18 protein-coding genes are annotated in these 17,921 nt (G+C 65.4%); 6 read left to right on the forward strand and 12 right to left on the reverse strand.

Annotation, left to right across the window (positions count from 1 at the left end; all coding sequences use genetic code 11):
• Positions 1–2 precede the first annotated feature (2 nt).
• From AACY13_RS03820 to AACY13_RS03830, 3 genes are all read right to left on the reverse strand, one after another.
• Positions 3–1,064, reverse strand: a complete 1,062-nt coding sequence (locus AACY13_RS03820) for an imelysin family protein (protein ID WP_339459416.1) — start codon at positions 1,062–1,064, stop codon at positions 3–5.
• 10 nt (positions 1,065–1,074) lie between these two features.
• Positions 1,075–2,487: a di-heme oxidoreductase family protein gene (locus AACY13_RS03825; protein ID WP_339459417.1), complete on the reverse strand. Its 1,413-nt coding sequence runs from the start codon at positions 2,485–2,487 to the stop codon at positions 1,075–1,077.
• 335 nt (positions 2,488–2,822) lie between these two features.
• A complete protein-coding gene (locus AACY13_RS03830) occupies positions 2,823–4,160 on the reverse strand; it encodes an imelysin family protein (protein ID WP_339459418.1) in 1,338 nt (445 codons plus the stop codon).
• Positions 4,161–4,363: 203 nt separating this feature from the next.
• Between AACY13_RS03830 and AACY13_RS03835 the strand changes: the two genes are divergently transcribed.
• Both AACY13_RS03835 and AACY13_RS03840 read left to right on the forward strand, forming a co-directional pair.
• Positions 4,364–4,936 carry a LemA family protein gene (locus AACY13_RS03835; protein ID WP_325503047.1) on the forward strand — a complete coding sequence of 191 codons (573 nt, stop codon included), beginning with the start codon at positions 4,364–4,366 and terminating at the stop codon, positions 4,934–4,936.
• Between the two features lie 3 nt (positions 4,937–4,939).
• Complete coding sequence (locus AACY13_RS03840; protein ID WP_445262519.1) at positions 4,940–5,836, forward strand: GIDE domain-containing protein; 897 nt, start codon at positions 4,940–4,942, stop codon at positions 5,834–5,836.
• A gap of 88 nt (positions 5,837–5,924) precedes the next feature.
• Here AACY13_RS03840 and AACY13_RS03845 read toward each other — a convergent pair whose 3' ends face one another.
• The 4 genes from AACY13_RS03845 to AACY13_RS03860 form a co-directional block, all read right to left on the reverse strand.
• Entirely contained in the window at positions 5,925–7,988 is a 2,064-nt protein-coding gene (locus AACY13_RS03845) for a putative bifunctional diguanylate cyclase/phosphodiesterase (protein ID WP_339459422.1), read from the reverse strand.
• Positions 7,989–8,344: 356 nt separating this feature from the next.
• A complete protein-coding gene (locus AACY13_RS03850; RefSeq protein WP_339459424.1) occupies positions 8,345–8,926 on the reverse strand; it encodes a superoxide dismutase in 582 nt (193 codons plus the stop codon).
• A gap of 167 nt (positions 8,927–9,093) precedes the next feature.
• Positions 9,094–9,699 (reverse strand): LysE/ArgO family amino acid transporter, encoded by a 606-nt coding sequence (locus AACY13_RS03855; protein ID WP_339459425.1) that lies wholly within the window; start codon positions 9,697–9,699, stop codon positions 9,094–9,096.
• A 5-nt stretch (positions 9,700–9,704) separates the two neighbouring features.
• Positions 9,705–10,106, reverse strand: a complete 402-nt coding sequence (locus AACY13_RS03860) for an ACT domain-containing protein (RefSeq protein WP_339459427.1) — start codon at positions 10,104–10,106, stop codon at positions 9,705–9,707.
• A 100-nt stretch (positions 10,107–10,206) separates the two neighbouring features.
• Between AACY13_RS03860 and AACY13_RS03865 the strand changes: the two genes are divergently transcribed.
• A complete protein-coding gene (locus AACY13_RS03865; RefSeq protein WP_339459428.1) occupies positions 10,207–11,100 on the forward strand; it encodes a LysR family transcriptional regulator ArgP in 894 nt (297 codons plus the stop codon).
• 13 nt (positions 11,101–11,113) lie between these two features.
• On the opposite strand, the gene AACY13_RS03870 is transcribed toward AACY13_RS03865, so the two are convergent.
• On the reverse strand, positions 11,114–12,169 hold the full coding sequence (locus AACY13_RS03870; RefSeq protein WP_339459429.1) for a saccharopine dehydrogenase family protein: 1,056 nt from the start codon (positions 12,167–12,169) through the stop codon (positions 11,114–11,116).
• 163 nt (positions 12,170–12,332) lie between these two features.
• Here AACY13_RS03870 and AACY13_RS03875 point away from each other — a divergent pair, with 163 nt between their 5' ends.
• Positions 12,333–13,325 (forward strand): NAD-dependent epimerase/dehydratase family protein, encoded by a 993-nt coding sequence (locus AACY13_RS03875; protein WP_339459431.1) that lies wholly within the window; start codon positions 12,333–12,335, stop codon positions 13,323–13,325.
• A gap of 9 nt (positions 13,326–13,334) precedes the next feature.
• On the opposite strand, the gene AACY13_RS03880 is transcribed toward AACY13_RS03875, so the two are convergent.
• Positions 13,335–13,649 (reverse strand): hypothetical protein, encoded by a 315-nt coding sequence (locus tag AACY13_RS03880; RefSeq protein ID WP_339459432.1) that lies wholly within the window; start codon positions 13,647–13,649, stop codon positions 13,335–13,337.
• A gap of 250 nt (positions 13,650–13,899) precedes the next feature.
• On the opposite strand from AACY13_RS03880, the gene AACY13_RS03885 reads away from it, so the two are divergent.
• The gene (locus AACY13_RS03885) at positions 13,900–14,742 is read left to right on the forward strand and encodes an ATPase (protein ID WP_339459434.1); all 843 of its coding nucleotides are present in this window, start codon (positions 13,900–13,902) and stop codon (positions 14,740–14,742) included.
• 61 nt (positions 14,743–14,803) lie between these two features.
• Here the strand turns inward: AACY13_RS03885 and AACY13_RS03890 are convergent, their stop codons facing one another.
• Together AACY13_RS03890 and AACY13_RS03895 are read right to left on the reverse strand one after the other, a co-directional pair.
• Positions 14,804–15,853 (reverse strand): alkene reductase, encoded by a 1,050-nt coding sequence (locus AACY13_RS03890; protein WP_339459435.1) that lies wholly within the window; start codon positions 15,851–15,853, stop codon positions 14,804–14,806.
• Between the two features lie 202 nt (positions 15,854–16,055).
• Positions 16,056–16,358 carry an ArsR/SmtB family transcription factor gene (locus AACY13_RS03895; RefSeq protein WP_339459437.1) on the reverse strand — a complete coding sequence of 101 codons (303 nt, stop codon included), beginning with the start codon at positions 16,356–16,358 and terminating at the stop codon, positions 16,056–16,058.
• Positions 16,359–16,484: 126 nt separating this feature from the next.
• Here AACY13_RS03895 and AACY13_RS03900 point away from each other — a divergent pair, with 126 nt between their 5' ends.
• Positions 16,485–17,066 carry an acyl carrier protein phosphodiesterase gene (locus tag AACY13_RS03900; protein ID WP_339459438.1) on the forward strand — a complete coding sequence of 194 codons (582 nt, stop codon included), beginning with the start codon at positions 16,485–16,487 and terminating at the stop codon, positions 17,064–17,066.
• A 20-nt stretch (positions 17,067–17,086) separates the two neighbouring features.
• Here AACY13_RS03900 and AACY13_RS03905 read toward each other — a convergent pair whose 3' ends face one another.
• Positions 17,087–17,866: a lysophospholipid acyltransferase family protein gene (locus AACY13_RS03905; RefSeq protein WP_339459439.1), complete on the reverse strand. Its 780-nt coding sequence runs from the start codon at positions 17,864–17,866 to the stop codon at positions 17,087–17,089.
• Positions 17,867–17,921 lie beyond the last annotated feature (55 nt).

Here is a 17,921-nt window from a genome sequence, read left to right on the forward strand (position 1 = left end):
GCTCAGTCACCATCATGGGCGTTAAAGCCCAGCTGGATCCCCAGCACCTTCGCCAGCTCGGCTTCGTGCAGGCGGTGCAGGGCGTCGAGACTGTCATACAGGGCGTTGAGCTCGGCGCGGCCGGCTTCGTCGCCGAGCAGCTCGCCGAGCGGCCGTTGGGCGGCGGCCAGACGCTGGCGGGTGTCGCTGTAGGCGGCGTCGATGCGCTGTTTCAGCTCGGCCTGAGCACTGCCGAGCAGCGCCTGGATGCCATCCTGCTCGGCCCCCAGCCAGATGCGTTCGGCGCTGGCCAGGCTGGCGGCGAGGTTGGCCAGGCTGGCCTTGCTGCGCCAGGCTTCGGCCTGATAGGGCTGCGGCTGGCCTTTGCTCTGGCGGCCGAGCGGGGTGCCGAGTTTCTTTTTCAGGCCGTCGATGGCGCTGACCTGGGTGCGCAGGATATCGGCCACGGCCTCGGCGGCTTCGGCATAGCGCGGGTTGGGGAAGCTTTTCAGCTGCGCGGCCATGCCGTCCTGGCGCTGCCAGTTCGTCAGCACGTCGGCGGCGAGCACCTGCTGGTGCTGACCGATGGCGACGATCAGCGGGCAGTAACGGGCCTTCTGCTCGGCGACATTGAGGTCGATCGCCGGGTCGAACAGCAGGTATTCATAGGCGGTCAGGCCTTGCACCACGACGCTGGATTTATCCAGATCGGTCGGGGTCAGTTCGGGTTTGCTGTTGACCAGCGCTTCGACCTGGCGCGCCACCAGGTTCTTCTTGTCCGGCCAGAACTGCACCTGCCAGGCGCGGTTGCCTTCGGCCAGGGGGCCGAGCACGGCCGGCTGCAGGGCGGCCCAGGTGCTTTGCGCGCTGGCAAAGGCCTGACGCGCGTCCGCCAGGTTCTGCTGGCCGGCGCAGAAGGCCTGGCCGCTGGCAGCCAGCTGGCGGTCGGCTTCGCTCCAGGCGCTGTAGATCGGTAGCAGGACGCCGTCGGCCAGGGCGCTGCTGACGGCGTCCTGCGGGTCGACTGGCGTACAGCCAGCCAGGGCCAGGCTAAGCAGGGCGAGCGTGAGGGGTGAGCGGATCATCGGTGGCTCCTTACAGCGAATTCAGAAAAGCCAGCAGCGCCGCGCGCTCCTCGGCATCGAACGTCAGGACGAGTTGTTTGGCCGCGTCGGCTTCGCCGCCGTGCCAGAGAATGGCCTCCAGCAGGTTGCGCGCGCGGCCGTCATGCAGGAACTGGGTATGACCGTTGACTGTCTCCGTCAGGCCGATGCCCCACAGTGGCGGTGTGCGCCACTCACTGCCGCTGGCGAGAAATTCCGGACGATGGTCGGCCAGGCCTTCACCCATGTCATGCAGCAGCAGATCGCTGTAAGGACGTATGACCTGATTGGCCAGTTCCGGTTCGGCGGCGTCGCTGGCGGTGGTGAACTGCGGGGTATGACAGCCCTGGCAGCCGGCCCGGTAGAACAGGCTCTTGCCGGCGAGCACCTGCGGCGCGTCGACCTCGCGGCGCGCCGGTACGCCCAGGTTGCGGGTGTAGAACAGCACGCTGGCCAGAAGGTTGTCGCTGACCTCGGGCTCGCCGCCATGGGGCGCGTTGCGGCAGTCGGTTTGCGCCGCTGTGCAGTTGTCATGGGCAACCAGCGTGCTGGTCAGGCCCATGTCGCCCGCAAAGGCCTCGGCGTTCTGCTGGTTGAGCGTGGGGTGGCCGGCTTTCCAGCCGAAGCGGCCGAGCACCGTGCCTTGTTGCTCGCGGTCCCAGACCCGATTGGCGCGTCCGGAAATGCCGTCGCCATCGCGGTCGTCCGGATCGGCATTGGCCAGGATGGCGGCCTCGGGAATGGCTTCGAGCAGGCCCAGGCCGATCATCGGCGGGGCGATACGCGCGGAGAACAGGGTGTCGGGATGCAGATCGCCGTAGCCGAGCTGGCTGATCTCCAGGCTGGGCGTGCGCAGCTCGACTTGCTGGCCATCGGCAAAGTTGACGAGCTGCGTACTGTAGCTGACGCGTACCTTGCCCTCGGGTGCTACGCCCGGGTTGGCCATGTCCTGCAACTGGCCGCCGTAGGTGGGTTCGGCCAGCACGCCGAGGCGCTCGATGATCTGCGCGTGTTCGCTGCCGGCCGGTATCGACAGGCGCACCAGCATCGACACCGAACTCAGGGCATCGGGCTGCGGAGGATGGCCGCGGCCGTCCTTGATATGGCAGTTCTGGCAGCCGTTGGTATTGAACAGCGGGCCCAGGCCGTCGCGGGCGGTGGTGGTCGCCGGCGCGCTGACCCAGGGGTTGCGAAAGAAGCTGTTGCCGACACTGAAGTCCAGGCGACGGCTCGGCGACAGGTTGGCCGCGGGCATGGAAAAGGCGTTGTGGTCGCGCTTGAACACCGTGGCGCTGCCGGCGGACAGGGCCTCGCCGGGCTCGGACTGGGTGAAGCGGGGCGTTTGATCGCAGGCTGCCAGGCTCAGGCCCAAGGCCAGCAGCGCAACGCGATACGGCGCAAACATGGAAAGTGATCCGCAGCAGAAAAACAGGCGGCCGATCTTAACAGTCTGGACAGGTTTAAATAAGACGGATTTGCATTATCAGTGGTGGCTAAAGGTCGCAGTGCATAAGAATCACCGGGAACGATTGCTGGCATCAGCGTAGCGACGGCCCCGAAGGCGTGGCTGGAAGAGGGGGAGCTTGCAGCAGCCGCAATCGGTAGGGTGCGCTGTGCGCACCAAGAACCTGCAGCCAGCCTCGGTGCGCACGGCGCACCCTACTTAGCCACAAAAAAGCCGCGACTCTACGGGTAGAGTCGCGGCCTGGGGCGTTTCGCTGCTGTTGCGCAGCGTCGTGCTTAGAAGCTGTGGTCAGCGGTATCCGGATTGAGATCGCTGATACCCAGCTTGCCGGCGGCCTGCTCGATGGCTGCGGTCTGCTTGACCAGGGCGGCGATGGCGTCACGCACGATCTGCTGGCCTGCGCTGTTGTCGGCGGCGATCAGCTGGTCGAAGTGCTGGCCATTAATGGCCGCGCTGTCCACTAGTGTCTGGAGTTTGGCCTCTGTCGCTTCTAAATCGGCTTTCAGGCTGCTGTCGGCTGCGGCGTCAACCTTGGCCACCAGCGACGACAGGCTCGGGCCGCTCAGGGTGGTGCCGTCGACCTTCTGGTACTCGCCGAGGTAGACGTTGCGGATGCCCTTGCCGTTGTAGAAGTGCGAGTTGTGGGTGTTGTCGCTGAAGCAGTCGTGCTCGTCTTCGGTGGAGTTGGCTTCCAGCGCGACCTTCATGCGCTCGCCGGCCAGTTCGCCGAGGGACAGGCTGCCCATGCCGAACAGCATCTTGCGCAGGCCGTTCTCGGCCGATTCGGCCTCAAGCTTGGCGCGGTAGTTGTCGGCATTGCCGGCTTGCCACTGCGCGACCATCGCGTCGAGGTCGCTGACCAGCAGCTGGGTGGCGGCCTGGAGGAAGGCGCGACGGCGCTCGTTGTTGCCGCCGGTAGCGCCTTCGCCGACCACGAAGTCGCTGGCCGGACGCTCGCCGGCACCCGGGCCGCTGCCGTTCAGGTCCTGGCCCCAGAGCAGGAACTCGATGGCGTGGTAGCCGGTGGCGACGTTGGCTTCGGAGCCGCCCAGTTCGTTCAGGCTGGCCAGCAGTTCCGGGGTGATGGTGCTGACGTCGAGCTTGTCTTCGCCGACCTGCAGCTCGCTGTTGGCGACGATATTGGCCTGCGCGCCCGGGTTGCCCAGGGCGTGCTGGTAGTCCTTGGCGACGTAGTCGATCAGGCCTTCGTCCAGCGGCCAGGCGTTGAGCTGACCTTCCCAGTCGTCGACCACGGCGTTGCCGAAGCGGAACACCTCCGACTGCATGTAGGGTACGCGGGCTGCCAGCCAGGCTTCGCGGGCACCTCTCAGGGTGTCGTCATTCGGGTTGACGAGCAGGGCATCGATGGCACCTTGCAGGGTTTTACCGGTGCTGGCGGCGTCGCTGAACACGGCCAGGGCCAGGTCGGCGTAATGGTTAACCACGGCCTTGGCGGCGGCTTCGTCGACCTGGCTGGCGGCGGCGACCGGAGCGCTGGCGCTGCTGGCGGCAGGGGCGGCGGCCTGGCTGGCCGGGGCTTTGTCTTCGCCGCAGCCGGCGAGGGAAATGGCAATAGCAAGCAGGCTGGCGGAAGCCAGGGGCAGTCGAAGCATGACGGAGTCCTTTACGAGATAAATGAAGCGAGCTCGGCGCGCGAGCACTAGAAACCAAAACATAATGCGAAAGATTTGCATTTTGTGCAAAGGGTTGCTGCGCCGAGTTTTCTCCAAACCCGTGAGCCGGCTCCCCATCGGGTGTCAGGGATAAGGTTAAAATGCCAGCACAGATGCCATCTACAGCCCCAGGGGAGTCCTGCATGAGCCTTACCAGCGTCGCCATTGTCGTTATTCTGATTCTCGCGGCCGCTTACGCGGTGGTGCTCTATAACGCCCTGGTGCGTCTGAAGCACGGGGTCAGCAAGGCCTGGGCGAATATCGATGTACTGCTCAAGCAGCGCCATGAGGAGCTGCCCAAGCTGGTCGAGACCTGCAAGCAGTATATGCAGCATGAACGCACCACCCTGGAGCGGGTGGTCGCCGCCCGGCAGGCGGTGGCCAGTGCCCGGGAGAAGACCGATATGGGTGCGCTGGGCAAGGCCGAAAGCGGCTTGCGCGCCGGCCTCGGCCAGCTGTTCGCCCTGGCGGAGAACTATCCGGAGCTGAAGGCCAATGAGAGCTTTCAGCACCTGCAGCAGCGCATCAGCGGTCTGGAAAACGGCATTGCCGACCGTCGCGAGCTGTACAACGAGGCGGTCAACCTCAACAACGTGCGTATCGAGCAGTTCCCCGATGTGCTGATCGCTCGGTTGTTCGCCTTCAAGGAGGCGGTGTTGCTGGAATTCAGCGACGCGGAAAAGGCCGACGTCGACCTCAAGACCCTGTTCGGCTAGGCCGTGGAGATTCAGGCACAGGTTATCGGCCTGGCATGCAGCGTCGCGGCAACGGCGGGCGGCGGCTGGTGGTTTCTGCGGCGTTTCTCCCAGGCCAGGCACTTGCTCGATACCCCGACCTCGAAGATCCGTTCGGCGGCCCAGGGCTACGTCGAGTTCTACGGCATTCTGGAGGAGACGGCGGAGGCGCAGCTAAGCGCCCCGCTGACCGGCACGCCCTGTCTGTGGTGGCGTTACCGGATCGAGGAATACCGCTCCAGCGGCAAAAGCCGCAGCTGGCGCACCCTGGAAAGCGGCAGCAGCGAAGCCTGGCTGGGCCTGGCTGACGGCACGGGCAGTTGTCTGATCGATCCCCGCGGGGCCGAGGTGCGTCCGGCCACCCGGGTGGTCTGGCAGGGGCAGCTGCGTCACCCCCTGGGGCCGCCGAAAACTGGCTGGAGTGCGCTGTTCGCCAGCGGCAAGCGCTATCGCTACAGCGAAGAGCGCCTGCAGGTCGGCCAGCCGCTGTATGCCATCGGCGCTTTCCGCAGCGGCGGCGGTGGCCGTCAGGGCCTGGATCTGGCGGCGGCCAAGGGCGCGGTGATTCGTGAGTGGAAAGGTGACTTTGCCGGCTTGCTGCAGCGTTTTGACAGCGACGGCAATGGCCAGCTGGATGAGCGGGAATGGCAGCGCGTGCGTCTGGCGGCGAGCCTGGAGGCCGAAGACCGCCATCGCCGACAAAGCGCCCGGCCCGCGCAGCACCATCTGGCCAAACCCGGCGAAGCTCAGCCTTTCGTGCTGTCCTGTGCGGGGGAGGATGAGCTGGTGCGCCAGTTCTACTGGCAGGCCGCCGGCGGGGCGCTGTTGTGCATCCTGGGGGCGCTGGCCATGGCCTGGTTACTGGGCGTGCAGCAGGTTTAACGCCGTTGCCTGATAAGGTCGCCCGGTAGGGTGCGCCGTGCGCACCAGGGGGCTGTGGTTTGCGGCGCACCCTGGCTGGTTGATGCTTTTACAGCGTGGCGGGGTTGGCCGCGATGTTGAGGCGGCGGGCCTGCTTGAGGTAGCCGGTCAGCTCGCGGGCCGGCAAGGGCTTGCTGTAGAGGTAGCCCTGACCTTCGTTGCAACCCTGAGCAATGATGTAGGCCTCCTGCTCGACGGTTTCCACCCCTTCGGCGATCACCTGCATGCCCAGGCTCTTACCCAGCTGGATGATGGCGCGCACGATGGTGGCATCGTCTTCGTCGTCCAGCAGGTCCTGGACGAAGCTCTTGTCGATCTTGATCTTGTCCAGCGGCAGGCTCTTGAGGTAGCTCAGCGAGGAATAGCCGGTGCCGAAGTCGTCGATGGCGATCAGTGCCCCGGAGCGGCGCAGGCTGAGTAGATGCTGGGCGGCGGTGTTGATGTCTTCCATCAGGCCGGTTTCGGTGACTTCCAGTTCCAGGCTGCGCGGCGGCAGGCGGTAGATCTGCATCAGGTTGTTGACCACCCGCGGCAGCTCCGAGTGGTGCAGTTGCACGGTGGACAGGTTGACCGCCATGCGCAGTTCGCTGAAACCCTGATCGTGCCATTCGCGCAGCTGGCGGCAGGTCTGGTCGAGAATCCATTCGCCGATGGCAATGATGGTGCCGTTCTGCTCGGCCAGGGGGATAAACAGGTCGGGCGGGACCAGGCCGTGCTGAGGGTGCTGCCAGCGCAACAGCGCCTCGACGCCGACCACGCTGTGGTCGCGGTAATCCACCTGGGGCTGGTAGACCAGGTGCAGCTGGTCGAGGGCCAGGGCGTCGCGCAGGTCCTTTTCCAGTTCACGGCGGCGGCGCATCTCGCTGTCGACGCTGGCGATATAGAACTGGTAGCGGTTGCGTGAGCGGCTCTTGGCCAGGGTCATGGTCTGTTCGGCTTTCTGCAGCAGCTTCTCGGTGCTGTCGCCGTCTTCCGGGAACAGGGTAATGCCGATGGTGGCGCGCAGGCGTACTTCCTGATTGTCCAGCATAAAGGGTGTGTCGAGGTCGTCGAGCACGCACTGGGCCAGTTCGGCGGCCTCGTAGGGTTGTTCGATATCGGCCTGGACCAGGGCGAACTGGTCGCCGCCCAGGCGGGCCAGGGCGCCGAGGCGGCCGCTGTGGCCGCGCAGGCGGTCGGACAGGGCCAGCAGCAGTTGGTCGCCGGTCTGGTAGCTGAACTGCTCGTTGATGCCCTTGAAATCGTCCAGGCCGACGCACAGCACCGCGACCCGGCGTTGCAGGCGGCCGGCGTCGTCGAGAATCTGGTCGAGTTGCTGTTGCAGCTGCTGGCGATTTGGCAGGCCGGTGAGGAAGTCGTACTGGGCCATGCGCAGCAGGCTGTTTTCCGCTTCGCGGCGCAGGTGGGTGTTGCGTTCGATAGAGGCCAGCAACTGGTTGGCGGTGTTGATCCACAGGCCCAGTTCGTTCTTCTCGTTGCCCTTGAGCATCGGCAGTTTGTGTTCGCTGGGCCGGTCGGGGTTGATATTGGTCAGGTGCTCGATGATCTTCGACAGCGGCTTGGTCAGTAGCCAGTGGTAGACCAGATAAAGCACCAGGCCCATGGCCAGGGCACGCAGCACGCCGGAGATAAAGATGATCACCGAGTTGGTGACGAAACTCTCGCCGTAAGGGGCGGTGTCCAGGGTGATGCTGAGGTCGCCGTAGTACTCGCTGTAGGGCCCGCGACCGACCAGCTGGGTGGTGAAGTTCTGTTCCTTGCCGAGAATCGGGTCGGTCAGCCAGCGGGTCGGTATGTCGGCCTGCTCGCGGGCTTTTTCCGCCAGCATGGGCTCGTTCGGGTGGCCAATGGCGGCAACGCGCACCGACTCGTGCTGGAACAGCCCTTCGATGACCTGCATGCCCATTTCCCGATCCAGGCTGTAAACCGCCTGGGTCGAGGGGTCGCGAAACATGCCGAGAATGCGCTGGGCATCGTTGGCCACGGCCTGGCGCGTCTTGTACACGTCGAAGATGATCTGCGCGCAGCTCAGAACCACCCCAACGATCAGCGCCGAGAGCAGTACCACGCGCAGCAGTTTTAGGGACAAGCTGTTCTTGAGTTCCAGCTTCAAGTGGTGGTTCCTTGTTCGAGGCCTTAGGCGTCAGACGCTACTGAGTATTGGCAAAGTCGTGCTTGCAGTCAAAGGGCCATTAGCAAAGTTTATTGCGCCCGCGGTTGCTGTGGCTGGGGCCGCGATTGTGCCGAAGTGACAGGGGCTCAGGACTGTATCGGCCGCCCTACCGCACGACTTGAACCCTGCGCTTTATTTGCCCGGGCGCGGCCGCTGGGTGGCCTGCATAAAGGTGTGCGCCATACGGCAGGTCGTTGCCGTTCGGCGGCGGGGCGGTGCTGGGGTGGCAGAAAGCCGGGGCCCGATACGTGAAAACCCGGCCAGGTGGCCGGGTTTTCAGGCTGTAACGCGGGTGCTTAGGCGGCGTAGTTTTTCGCTACGAAGTCCCAGTTGACCAGGTTCCAGAATGCCTCGACGTACTTCGGACGCAGGTTGCGGTAGTCGATGTAGTAGGCGTGTTCCCACACGTCGCAGGTCAGCAGCGGGGTATCGCCGCTGGTCAGCGGGCAGCCGGCACCGATGGTGCTGGCCAGGGCCAGGGAACCGTCGGCCTTCTTCACCAGCCAGCCCCAGCCGGAACCGAAGGTGCCGATGGAAACCTTGCTGAACTCTTCCTTGAACTTGTCGAAGGAACCGAAGGTGGCGTTGATCGCGTCAGCCAGGGCACCGGTCGGCTGGCCACCGGCGTTGGGGGCCAGGCAGTTCCAGTAGAAGGTGTGGTTCCAGACCTGCGCGGCGTTGTTGAAGATGCCGCCGGAGGAGGTCTTGACGATTTCTTCCAGGGTCTTGCCTTCGAACTCGGTGCCGGGCACCAGGTTGTTCAGGTTCACGACATAGGTGTTGTGGTGCTTGTCGTGGTGGTATTCCAGAGTTTCCTTGGAAATGTGCGGCTGCAGGGCGTCATGTGGGTAAGGCAGTGGCGGCAATTCGAAAGCCATGGTTGATCTCCTAGTCAGGTCAGGTGCGGTGTTCGCGAAGCCGATCACGGGCGGCCATATCAGCGGCGGGAATTATTTCTTTGCGCCGCAAGCCTTGAATCATAGCACCGGCCCCCCGGCTTAAACACGCGGCAACTGTGTGGAAAAATAGCTGCCGGCCCGGGGCACTAGAGCGGCTGGTTCAGCAATTGCCAGGCGATGCTGAACATCATCAGGGCCACCCCCAGGTCGATCAGCCGCCAGGTGCTCGGGCGCGCCAGCCAGGGGGCGAGCCAGGCCGCACCCAAGGCCAGGCAGAGGAACCAAATCAGCGAGGCGCTGGCGGCACCCACGGCGTAGGCCCCGGGTACGCTCTGCTGAGCGCCGAGCGAGCCGATCAGCAGTACGGTGTCCAGGTAGACGTGGGGGTTGAGCAGGGTGACGGCCAGGGCCGCGAGCAACACCGCCCGGCGCGAGCGCGGCCCGGCCTGGGCCATCTGGTCCAGGGCCTGGGGCCGGCAGGCCCGCAGCAATGCCTGGCCGCCGTACCAGAGCAGAAAGATGGCTCCGCCCCAGCGCGCCACATCCAGCAGCAGCGGGCTCTGTGCCAGCAGGGCGGCCAGGCCGAACACCCCGGCAGCCACCAGCAGGGCATCGCAGACCACGCACAGCAGGGCGACCGGCAGGTGATGTTCGCGCCGCAGGCTTTGCGCCAGGACGAAGGCATTCTGCGCCCCGAGGGCGATGATCAGCCCGGCGGCGACCAGTAATCCATTCAAATAGCTCTGCCACATATCGGTTATTCCGCGCTGTCAGTGAGCTGTTGCAGGACGGCTAGCGCACGTGGCCCATCGGCGTGGGCGACGAACAGGTGGTCGTGGTAGAAGCCGGCGATCACGTTGCAGCTGATCCCGGCTTGAGCCAGTGCGCCGGCGACGGCGGCCGTCAAACCGACTGCTTGCAGCGCCGAATGCACGTGCAGGGTCAGCCAGGCCGCGACATAGTTGTAGGGCAAACGCAGTTGTTCGGCCTGCAGGCGCGGCAGGATCACGGTGAGGCCTTCAGCCTCTTGAAAACTGCCCAGCGGCTGTACGCCGTCCAGTTGCGCGGCATCGCTCAGGCTGCAAAATACATAAGCGCCATCGTTCAGCTGTGGGTTCATGCTGCGCAGCAATGTCGTCAGTGAGGTTTCGCCGGCCATGCGGATTGCCTTGTTCGAGGTGGTTGATGCTGGTCAGTCTGCTGCGTCTGTCTGTATAAGAAAAACCAATCTTGCTGATCGCTCATTAGGAAATCTTATTTTGTTGGATTACAAACTACTCGCCGCCCTGGCGGCCGTGGTGGAGCAGGCCGGTTTCGAACGGGCGGCGCAGGTGCTGGGCCTGTCGCAGTCGGCGGTGTCGCAGCGGATCAAACTGCTCGAGGCGCGGGTCGGTCAGCCGGTGCTGCTGCGGGCCACGCCACCGGTGGCCACGGAAGTCGGCCAGCGTCTGCTCAATCATGTGCAGCAGGTGCGCCTGCTGGAGCGGGATATTCAGGCGCAGGTGCCGGCGCTGGATGAGGGCGGCCTGCCCGAGCGGCTGCGCATCGCCCTCAACGCCGACAGCCTGGCGACCTGGTGGGCGGCGGCGGTGGGCGAGTTCTGTGCCAGCCGGCGCTTGTTACTGGATCTGGTGGTGGAGGATCAGGATGTCGGCCTCAAGCGCATGCGGGCCGGCGAAGTGGCGGCCTGTGTCTGCGCCAGCGAGCGCCCGGTGGCGGGGGCGCGGGCCGTGCTGCTGGGGGGAATGCGTTACCGCGCCCTGGCCAGTCCGGGCTTTATCGCCCGGCACTTTCCGCGGGGGGTGACGCCGACGGCGCTGGCTCAGGCCCCCGCCATCGTCTTCGGCCCTGATGATCAGCTGCAGCATCGCTACCTGTCTGCCCTGGGCGTCGAAGGCGGTTTTCTCCACCATCTCTGCCCCTCGTCCGAAGGCTTTGTGCGCCTGGCCGAGGCCGGCTTCGGCTGGGGGCTGATGCCCGAGTTGCAAGTGCAGGCCGAGCTGGCCCGCGGCAGCCTGCAGGAGCTGCTGCCCGGCCGGCCGCTGGATGTGCCGCTGTATTGGCACCACTGGCGCAATGGCGGCGAGTTGCTCGGCGAGTTGACTCGCCACCTCGGCCAGGCGACAGCCGCCTGCCTGGTGACGTTGGATTGAGTGCGGTCGCGCCTCAGGAAATCAGCACTCTGCCCGCGCCCGGCAGTTGCTCGACGCAGCGTTCGCCGAGCAGCCGGGATGGGGTGAAGTAGCCGCCGGGGCCCTGGTAGTCGAGCAGGTGCCGGACCGCCAGCAGCGCGCCGTGCACGGTGACCTCATAGCCGTTGGCGGTTTCCAGGCGTGCGCTTTTCACCTCGCCGGCGGCATTGCGTACTTCGCCCCACAGCCAGGTGCGCTGGCGTACGCGGGCGGCCGCATCGGGGCCCTGGACGCGCTTGCCGAGCAGCGCCTTGAGCCAGTTCTGCACCCCGTCCAGGCCGAGCAGGGGGCGCAGCGGGTCGATCAGCCGCATCAGCATGGCCACGGCCGTGGGGGTGGGCAGGTAGACCTCGATATTGTCGATGCCGGTGGAATGGTAGGCGGTCGAAACATCGCCCCAGGGGATGGTCACCGCCGGTTTTTCCCCGCGGCCGAAGTTGATCGCGCGGCGCTTGTAGCCCAGTGGTACGTCGGTGATGACCCCGGCGCGGCGCACCTTGCCACCAAACTTGAGGCCCTCTACCGCGGTTTTCGCGGTGCCGGGCGATAGCCCGCTGCCGCTGTCGAAGCCCAAAGCCAGGTGCGTGGCATCCGGCAGGGCCTGGTGCAGGCAGGCGGCCAGGCAGTCGCTGGGGATCACATCGAAGCCTACGCCGGGGCAGACCACCAGGCCCCGTTCGCGGGCCTGGGCATCGCGGCGGTGGGCCGCCTCGAACACGCCGATCTCGCCGGTGATGTCCACATAGTGGGTGTTGCTGGCCAGGCAGGCGTCGAGCATCGGCGCGCTGGTGGCGGAGAACGGCCCGGCGCAGTGGGCCACCACGGCGATATCGGCCAGGGCCTCGCGGGCGCGCTCGGCTTGCTGGATATCGAACACCCGGCACTCCAGGCCGAGCAGGCTGCCCAGGGCATGCACCGCCGCGGGGTTGCGCCCGCCCAGGATGGGCGTCAGGCCCTGACGCTGCGCTTCGGCGGCCAGCAGGTGGCCGGTATAACCGTTGGCTCCGTAAATCATCCAGTTGTTGGCCATCCGCTGCTCCTTGGTCAGTTGTCTGCGCTGACAGCTTAGTCGCTACGGCCGCTGCCGTTGGCCTGGAGCGGGTGCTGGGGTCGCTGTTCTGGCCGGCAGGGCCACGAGCGGCCGCCGCGGGCGCTGCTAGAGTGAGCAAGGACTTCGAACACAGGGGGCGGCAATGAAGATTCTGGTAACCGGGGCCAGCGGCTTTATCGGCGGACGCTTTGCCGACTTTGCCCTGACGCAGGGCCTGGACGTGCGGGTCAGTGGGCGACGTGCCGAGGGCATGCAGGCGTTATGCGCGCGCGGCGGCGAAGTCGTCCAGGGTGATCTAGCCGACCCGGCGCTGGCGCGGCAACTCTGCCGCGATGTCGATGCGGTGGTGCATTGCGCGGGCGCAGTGGGGGTGTGGGGCAGCTACGCGCATTTCTATCAGGCCAATGTGACCGTCACCGAGAACCTGATCGACGCCTGTGTCGAACAGGGCGTGCGCCGCCTGGTACATCTGTCTTCGCCCTCGGTGTATTTCGATGGCAGGGCCCATGTCGGGCTTCGGGAGGAACAGCTGCCCCGGCGTTTCTCCGACCATTATGGCAAGACCAAATACCTGGCCGAGCAGCGGGTGTTCGCCGCCCAGGCGCGGGGCCTGGAGGTGCTGGCCCTGCGCCCGCGCTTCGTCACCGGTGCGGGCGATACCAGCATCTTCCCGCGCTTGATTGCTATGCAGCGCAAGGGGCGTCTGGCGATCATCGGCACTGGCCGCAACCGGGTCGATTTCACCAGTGTGGACAACCTCAACGCGGCCTTGCTGAGTGCGCTGCGGGTGGCCGAGCCGGCGCTGGGGCAGGTCTACAACATCAGCAATGGCGAGCCGGTGCCGCTCTGGGAGGCGGTCAACTACGTGCTGCAGCGGCTCGATCTGCCGCCGGTCAGCCGTCATCTGCCTTATCCCCTGGCCTATGGCGCAGCCGCACTTAACGAGGGGCTGTGCCGGCTGCTGCCCGGGCGTCCGGAGCCCAGCCTGTTTCGCCTCGGGGTAGCGGTGATGGCCAAGGACTTCTCCCTGGATATCAGCCGCGCGCGGCACTATCTGGACTACCAGCCCAGGGTCGACCTGTGGACCGCGCTGGATGAATTCTGTCAGTGGTGGCAGGGTCGCGAGCCCGCCTGAGGCCTGGCCTCAGGCATAGACCCGCTGGCCGCGGTAGATGCGCACCGAGCCGCTGCTGACCACGTGGGCGGTCTCCAGCAGCAGCGGGTGGCCGGCCTGCATGCGTGGGGCCGGGGCCGCTGGGGCGGTGCTGTAGGGGCTGTCGCTGAGCTCTGCCAGGCGCTGGCCGAGTTGCCGGGTCTGCTCGTCGCTGGAGCCGAGGCAGGCGCTGAGCATGGCGTTGATCGCGTCGGGTTGGCTCAGGCGAATATCCACGGCCTGTTCTTCGCGCAACCTGCGGCGTAAAGCCTGCATGCAATCCAAAACTGCTTTGTTCAGTTCCATATGCCTTCCCCTGGTGGTTATGCCGGCCCGGGTTGTTCGTCTTGTCGCGAAACCGCGGGCAAATGTCGCAAGGGGGTAAATGCAAAGCCTGTACCAGTTCACAAAAACGCGGATTTCGTGGTCTACAGAGCGCAGGCGCGAACTATTGCGCCCTTCGTCGGTGCGTATTACACCTGTGTTGCGCAACGCTGAAGCGGGATCTGCGAATCGTTATACTGCGCGCCATTAGCATTTTCTTGAAGGTTGACCCATGCGTAACGATGCCCACGACGAACTCGATCATGTGCCCAGCCTGAGGGCAGGGGCGCGCGATCACGACGATTTCGCCGCCGATCACCACGAGCCCGCCGCCGCGCCTGCGGCCTATGGGCGGACGGTGCCGGTCAAAAGCGCCAGCACCGGGCCGCTCTGGGCCCTGGTCGGTGCCCTGATGATCGCCCTCGGCGGTTTGGGCTGGTGGAGCTTCCAGCAGATCAAGCTGATGGAGCAGCAACTGGTTGCCACCCAGGAAAGCTTCGCCCGTATCAGCGAGGAAGCGGCCGGGCGCATTCAGGATATTTCCGGCAAGGTGGTGGCCACCGAGTCCAGCGTCACCAGCGGCAGCGAGGCGCTCAAGCTGCAGGTCAAGCAACTGGAAAACAAGCTGGCCGAGCTGAGCAAGCAGCAGCAGGCCGTGGCCGGCCAGCAGAGCGGTCAGGGCAAGCAGATCGAACAGTTGGCCGCCGAGCTGAAAAGTCAGCAGGGGGCCACCGGGAAGTTCGAGAGCAACCTGAAGACCCTGGGCAGTGAGCAGGCCGCGCTGAAAGGCCAGCAGGCGAAATTGCAGACGGCGCTGGCCGATACCGGCACGTTCGACGCTCAGTTCAAGAGCCTGAGCGGCGAGGTCGAGGCCCTGAAGAAAATCGGTAACCCCAATCAGGCCATTGCCCGTCTGGAGCAGGACATTCTGGTGCTCAAGGGCGATCTGGAAACCCGCCCGGCGGCCAGCAGCAATACCGCCGAGTTCGATGCCTTCCGTGCGCAGATGACCCGCAATATCAGTGCCCTGCAGGCCCAAGTGCAGAACCTGCAGCAGCAGATAGACGCGCTCTGAGTTAACTGCTCAAAAAAAGCCCGCCAATTGGCGGGCTTTTTTATCCAGGGTGCAGCGCAGGCTACAACGCCGGGTAGTCGAGGTAGCCGACCGGGCCCTGGCCGTAGAAGCTTTCCGGCCGGGGAACGTTCAACTCGGTGTCCTGCGCCAGGCGCGCGGGCAGGTCCGGGTTGGCAATAAAGGGAATGCCAAAGGCCACCGCGTCGGCCTTGCCTTCGGCCAGCCAGGCGTTGGCCTGGTCCTTGGTGAAGCGCTCGTTGGCGATAAATACGCCGCCGAAGGCTTGTTTCAGGCTTGGCGACAGGCTGTCGTCGGCTTCCTGCTCGCGGGCGCAGATAAAGGCGATGCCGCGTTTGCCCAGCTCGCGAGCGACGTAGGTGAAGGTTTCGGCACGATCGGCGTCGCCCATGTCGTGGGCGTCGGCGCGTGGTGCCAGGTGCATACCGACACGGCCGGCCCCCCAGACTTCGATCGCTGCGTCGGTCACTTCCAGCAGCAGGCGTGCGCGGTTTTCCAGGCTGCCGCCGTAACGGTCGCTGCGCTGGTTGGTGCTGCTCTGCAGGAACTGGTCGAGTAGGTAGCCGTTCGCGCCGTGGATTTCCACTCCGTCAAAACCGGCAGCCTTGGCGTTTTCTGCGCCCAGGCGATAGGCCTCGACGATGTCGGCGATTTCTTCGGTTTCCAGTGCGCGCGGGGTGACGAAATTCTTCATCGGGCGGATCAGGCTGACATGCCCGGCAGGTTGAATGGCGCTTGGCGCGACCGGCAATTGGCCGTTGAGGTAGATCGGGTCGGAGATGCGCCCGACGTGCCACAGCTGCAGAACGATCTTGCCGCCGGCGGCGTGTACAGCCTTGGTGATATTGCTCCAGCCGCGCACTTGCGCATCCGACCAGATGCCGGGGGTGTCCGGGTAGCCGACGCCCATCGGGGTGACGGCCGTGGCTTCGCTGATAATCAACCCGGCGCTGGCTCGCTGGACGTAGTACTCGGCCATCAGCGCATTGGGCACACGGCCTTCATCGGCGCGGGTGCGGGTCAGTGGGGCCATGATGATGCGGTTGTTGAGGTGCAGGTCGCCGATCTGGATAGGGTCGAAAAGCGTGGTCATGGGTGAGCGTCCTTTATGTTGGGGCTGACTAGAAATGGCTAGGAGCCTGTCGGACTTAACGCTGTCCTACTGCGGGGAAGCCGGATTTGGCCATTTTCGCTGTTCTTTCTCGTTAAATAGCTCGCTATTCGCCTCAAAAGACCAACAAAACTGACTCAAACCGGACTTCCCCTCGCTACGGACGGTCAAGCCCGACAGGCTCCTAGAGTGCCTGGCTGATATGTTCGAGAAACGCCTGGATGGCCTCTTCGTTGCGCTTGAAGAAGTGCCACTGGCCGACCTTCTTGCTGTTGATCAGGCCGGCGCGTTGCAGGGTCGCCAGGTGCGCGGAGACCGTCGATTGCGACAGCCCGGTGCGTTGGTCGATCTTGCCGGCGCAGACGCCGTGTTCCAGCGAGTGTTCCTGGTCGGCGAAATAGGCCTGGGGGTCTTTCAGCCAGTGCAGGATGTCGCGCCGCACCGGGTGGGCCAGGGCCTTGATCACTTCATCGATGTCGAGTTGCATGGGGGCGTTCCCTGTGTGCTGTAACGTCATATCGCGATGGGGCGAACCTTATATCGGTTGTCGGCGATATACAGATCGTTCGTGGCGATAGTCTTCATCACGCGTGCTGATGTGTAAGCTGTGGTCATGAACTACCTCGCGCATCTACACCTGGGCGGCGACGCGCCGGCGCAACTGCTGGGCAGCCTGTATGGCGATTTCGTCAAAGGGCCGCTGGCCGGGCAGTGGCCGGCGGATATCGAGGCGGCGATCCGCCTGCACCGACGCATCGATGTATTCACCGACAGCCACCCGCTGCAATTGCAGGCGCGGGCGCGCTTTGCCGCCGAGCGCCGGCGTTACAGCGGCATCTTGCTGGATGTGTTTTTCGATCACTGCCTGGCACTGCACTGGGCCGACTACGCCAGTGAGCCGCTGCCGCGCTTTACCGGGCGGGTGTACCAGGTGCTGGCGACCGAGCCGCGCTTGCCCGAGCGCCTGGCGCTGATCGCACCGCGCATGGCGGCGCAGGACTGGCTGGGCAGTTACCGCGAATTCGCCGTGCTGGAGCAGGTGGTGGCGGGGCTCGACCGGCGTCTGTCGCGCCCAGGGCTGCTGGCCGGCGGCCTGGTCGAGCTGGAGCGGCTGTATCAGCCGCTGCTGGAGGATTTTCGCCAGTTCTATCCCGAGCTGCAGGCTTATGCCGCCCGTGAGCGCGCAGGCCGTTAACAACGGCCTGTTCGACAGCGCTAGGCGGCCTGGCTTTGCGTCTGGGGCACCTCGGCTGCGCCAAACAGCGCCTGGCTGATCGCCTGCTGCGCCGCCCGCGCCAGGGCGTTGCGGTTCAACTCGCTGCTGGCAATCGGGGTCAGCAGCTGGATCTGCACCTCACTCAGCTCGCTGCCGAGCAGGCGCAGCAGGTGCGAAAGCATGTCGTCGTCGCCGATAAAAGGGGCGACGCTGCACGGCTGGCCACCGCGCAGGTAGCGGATGGCCACCGGCTGCACAGATACACCGCTGTCGATCGCGCTGCTTAGCAGGCGCCCGTGGAAGGTGCGCAGGCCGAGGCCGTCGGTGGTGGTGCCTTCGGGGAAGATCAGCAGGTTGCGCCCGCGTTGCAGGTGGCGGCCGAGCTGCTGGTTGAGCAGATTGCTGTCGCCCGAACCGCGGCGGATAAACAGGGTGCCGGCCTTGTGCGCCAGCCAACCGGCCACCGGCCAGGTGCGCACCTCGGCCTTGGACAGAAAGGACAGCGGGGTGAGCATGCCGAGCAGCGGAATATCGGTCCAGGACACGTGATTGCTGACCCACAGCATCGGCTGGCGCGGCAGCCCGCCCTGCACCTGCAGGCGGAACGGCAGGGCGGCGGCCAGGCGCGCGAGAAACCAGCGGGTCAGGCGCTGACGGGTCGGCATCAGGTCGTGCCGTACCAGGCGCTCCAGCAGGGTGATGGCGCTGGCCAGCAGGGTGCCGAGGCCGATCACCGCCAGCAGGCGCGCCAGGCGCAGGTACAAACGCAATTTCTTCATCGGCCGCTCCGCGGGCAAAGTGCTACAGCGGGTAGGGTGCGCCATGCGCACCACA

This window comes from Pseudomonas sp. EA_105y_Pfl2_R69 (genome assembly GCF_963970915.1).
Classification (GTDB): Bacteria; Pseudomonadota; Gammaproteobacteria; order Pseudomonadales; family Pseudomonadaceae; genus Aquipseudomonas.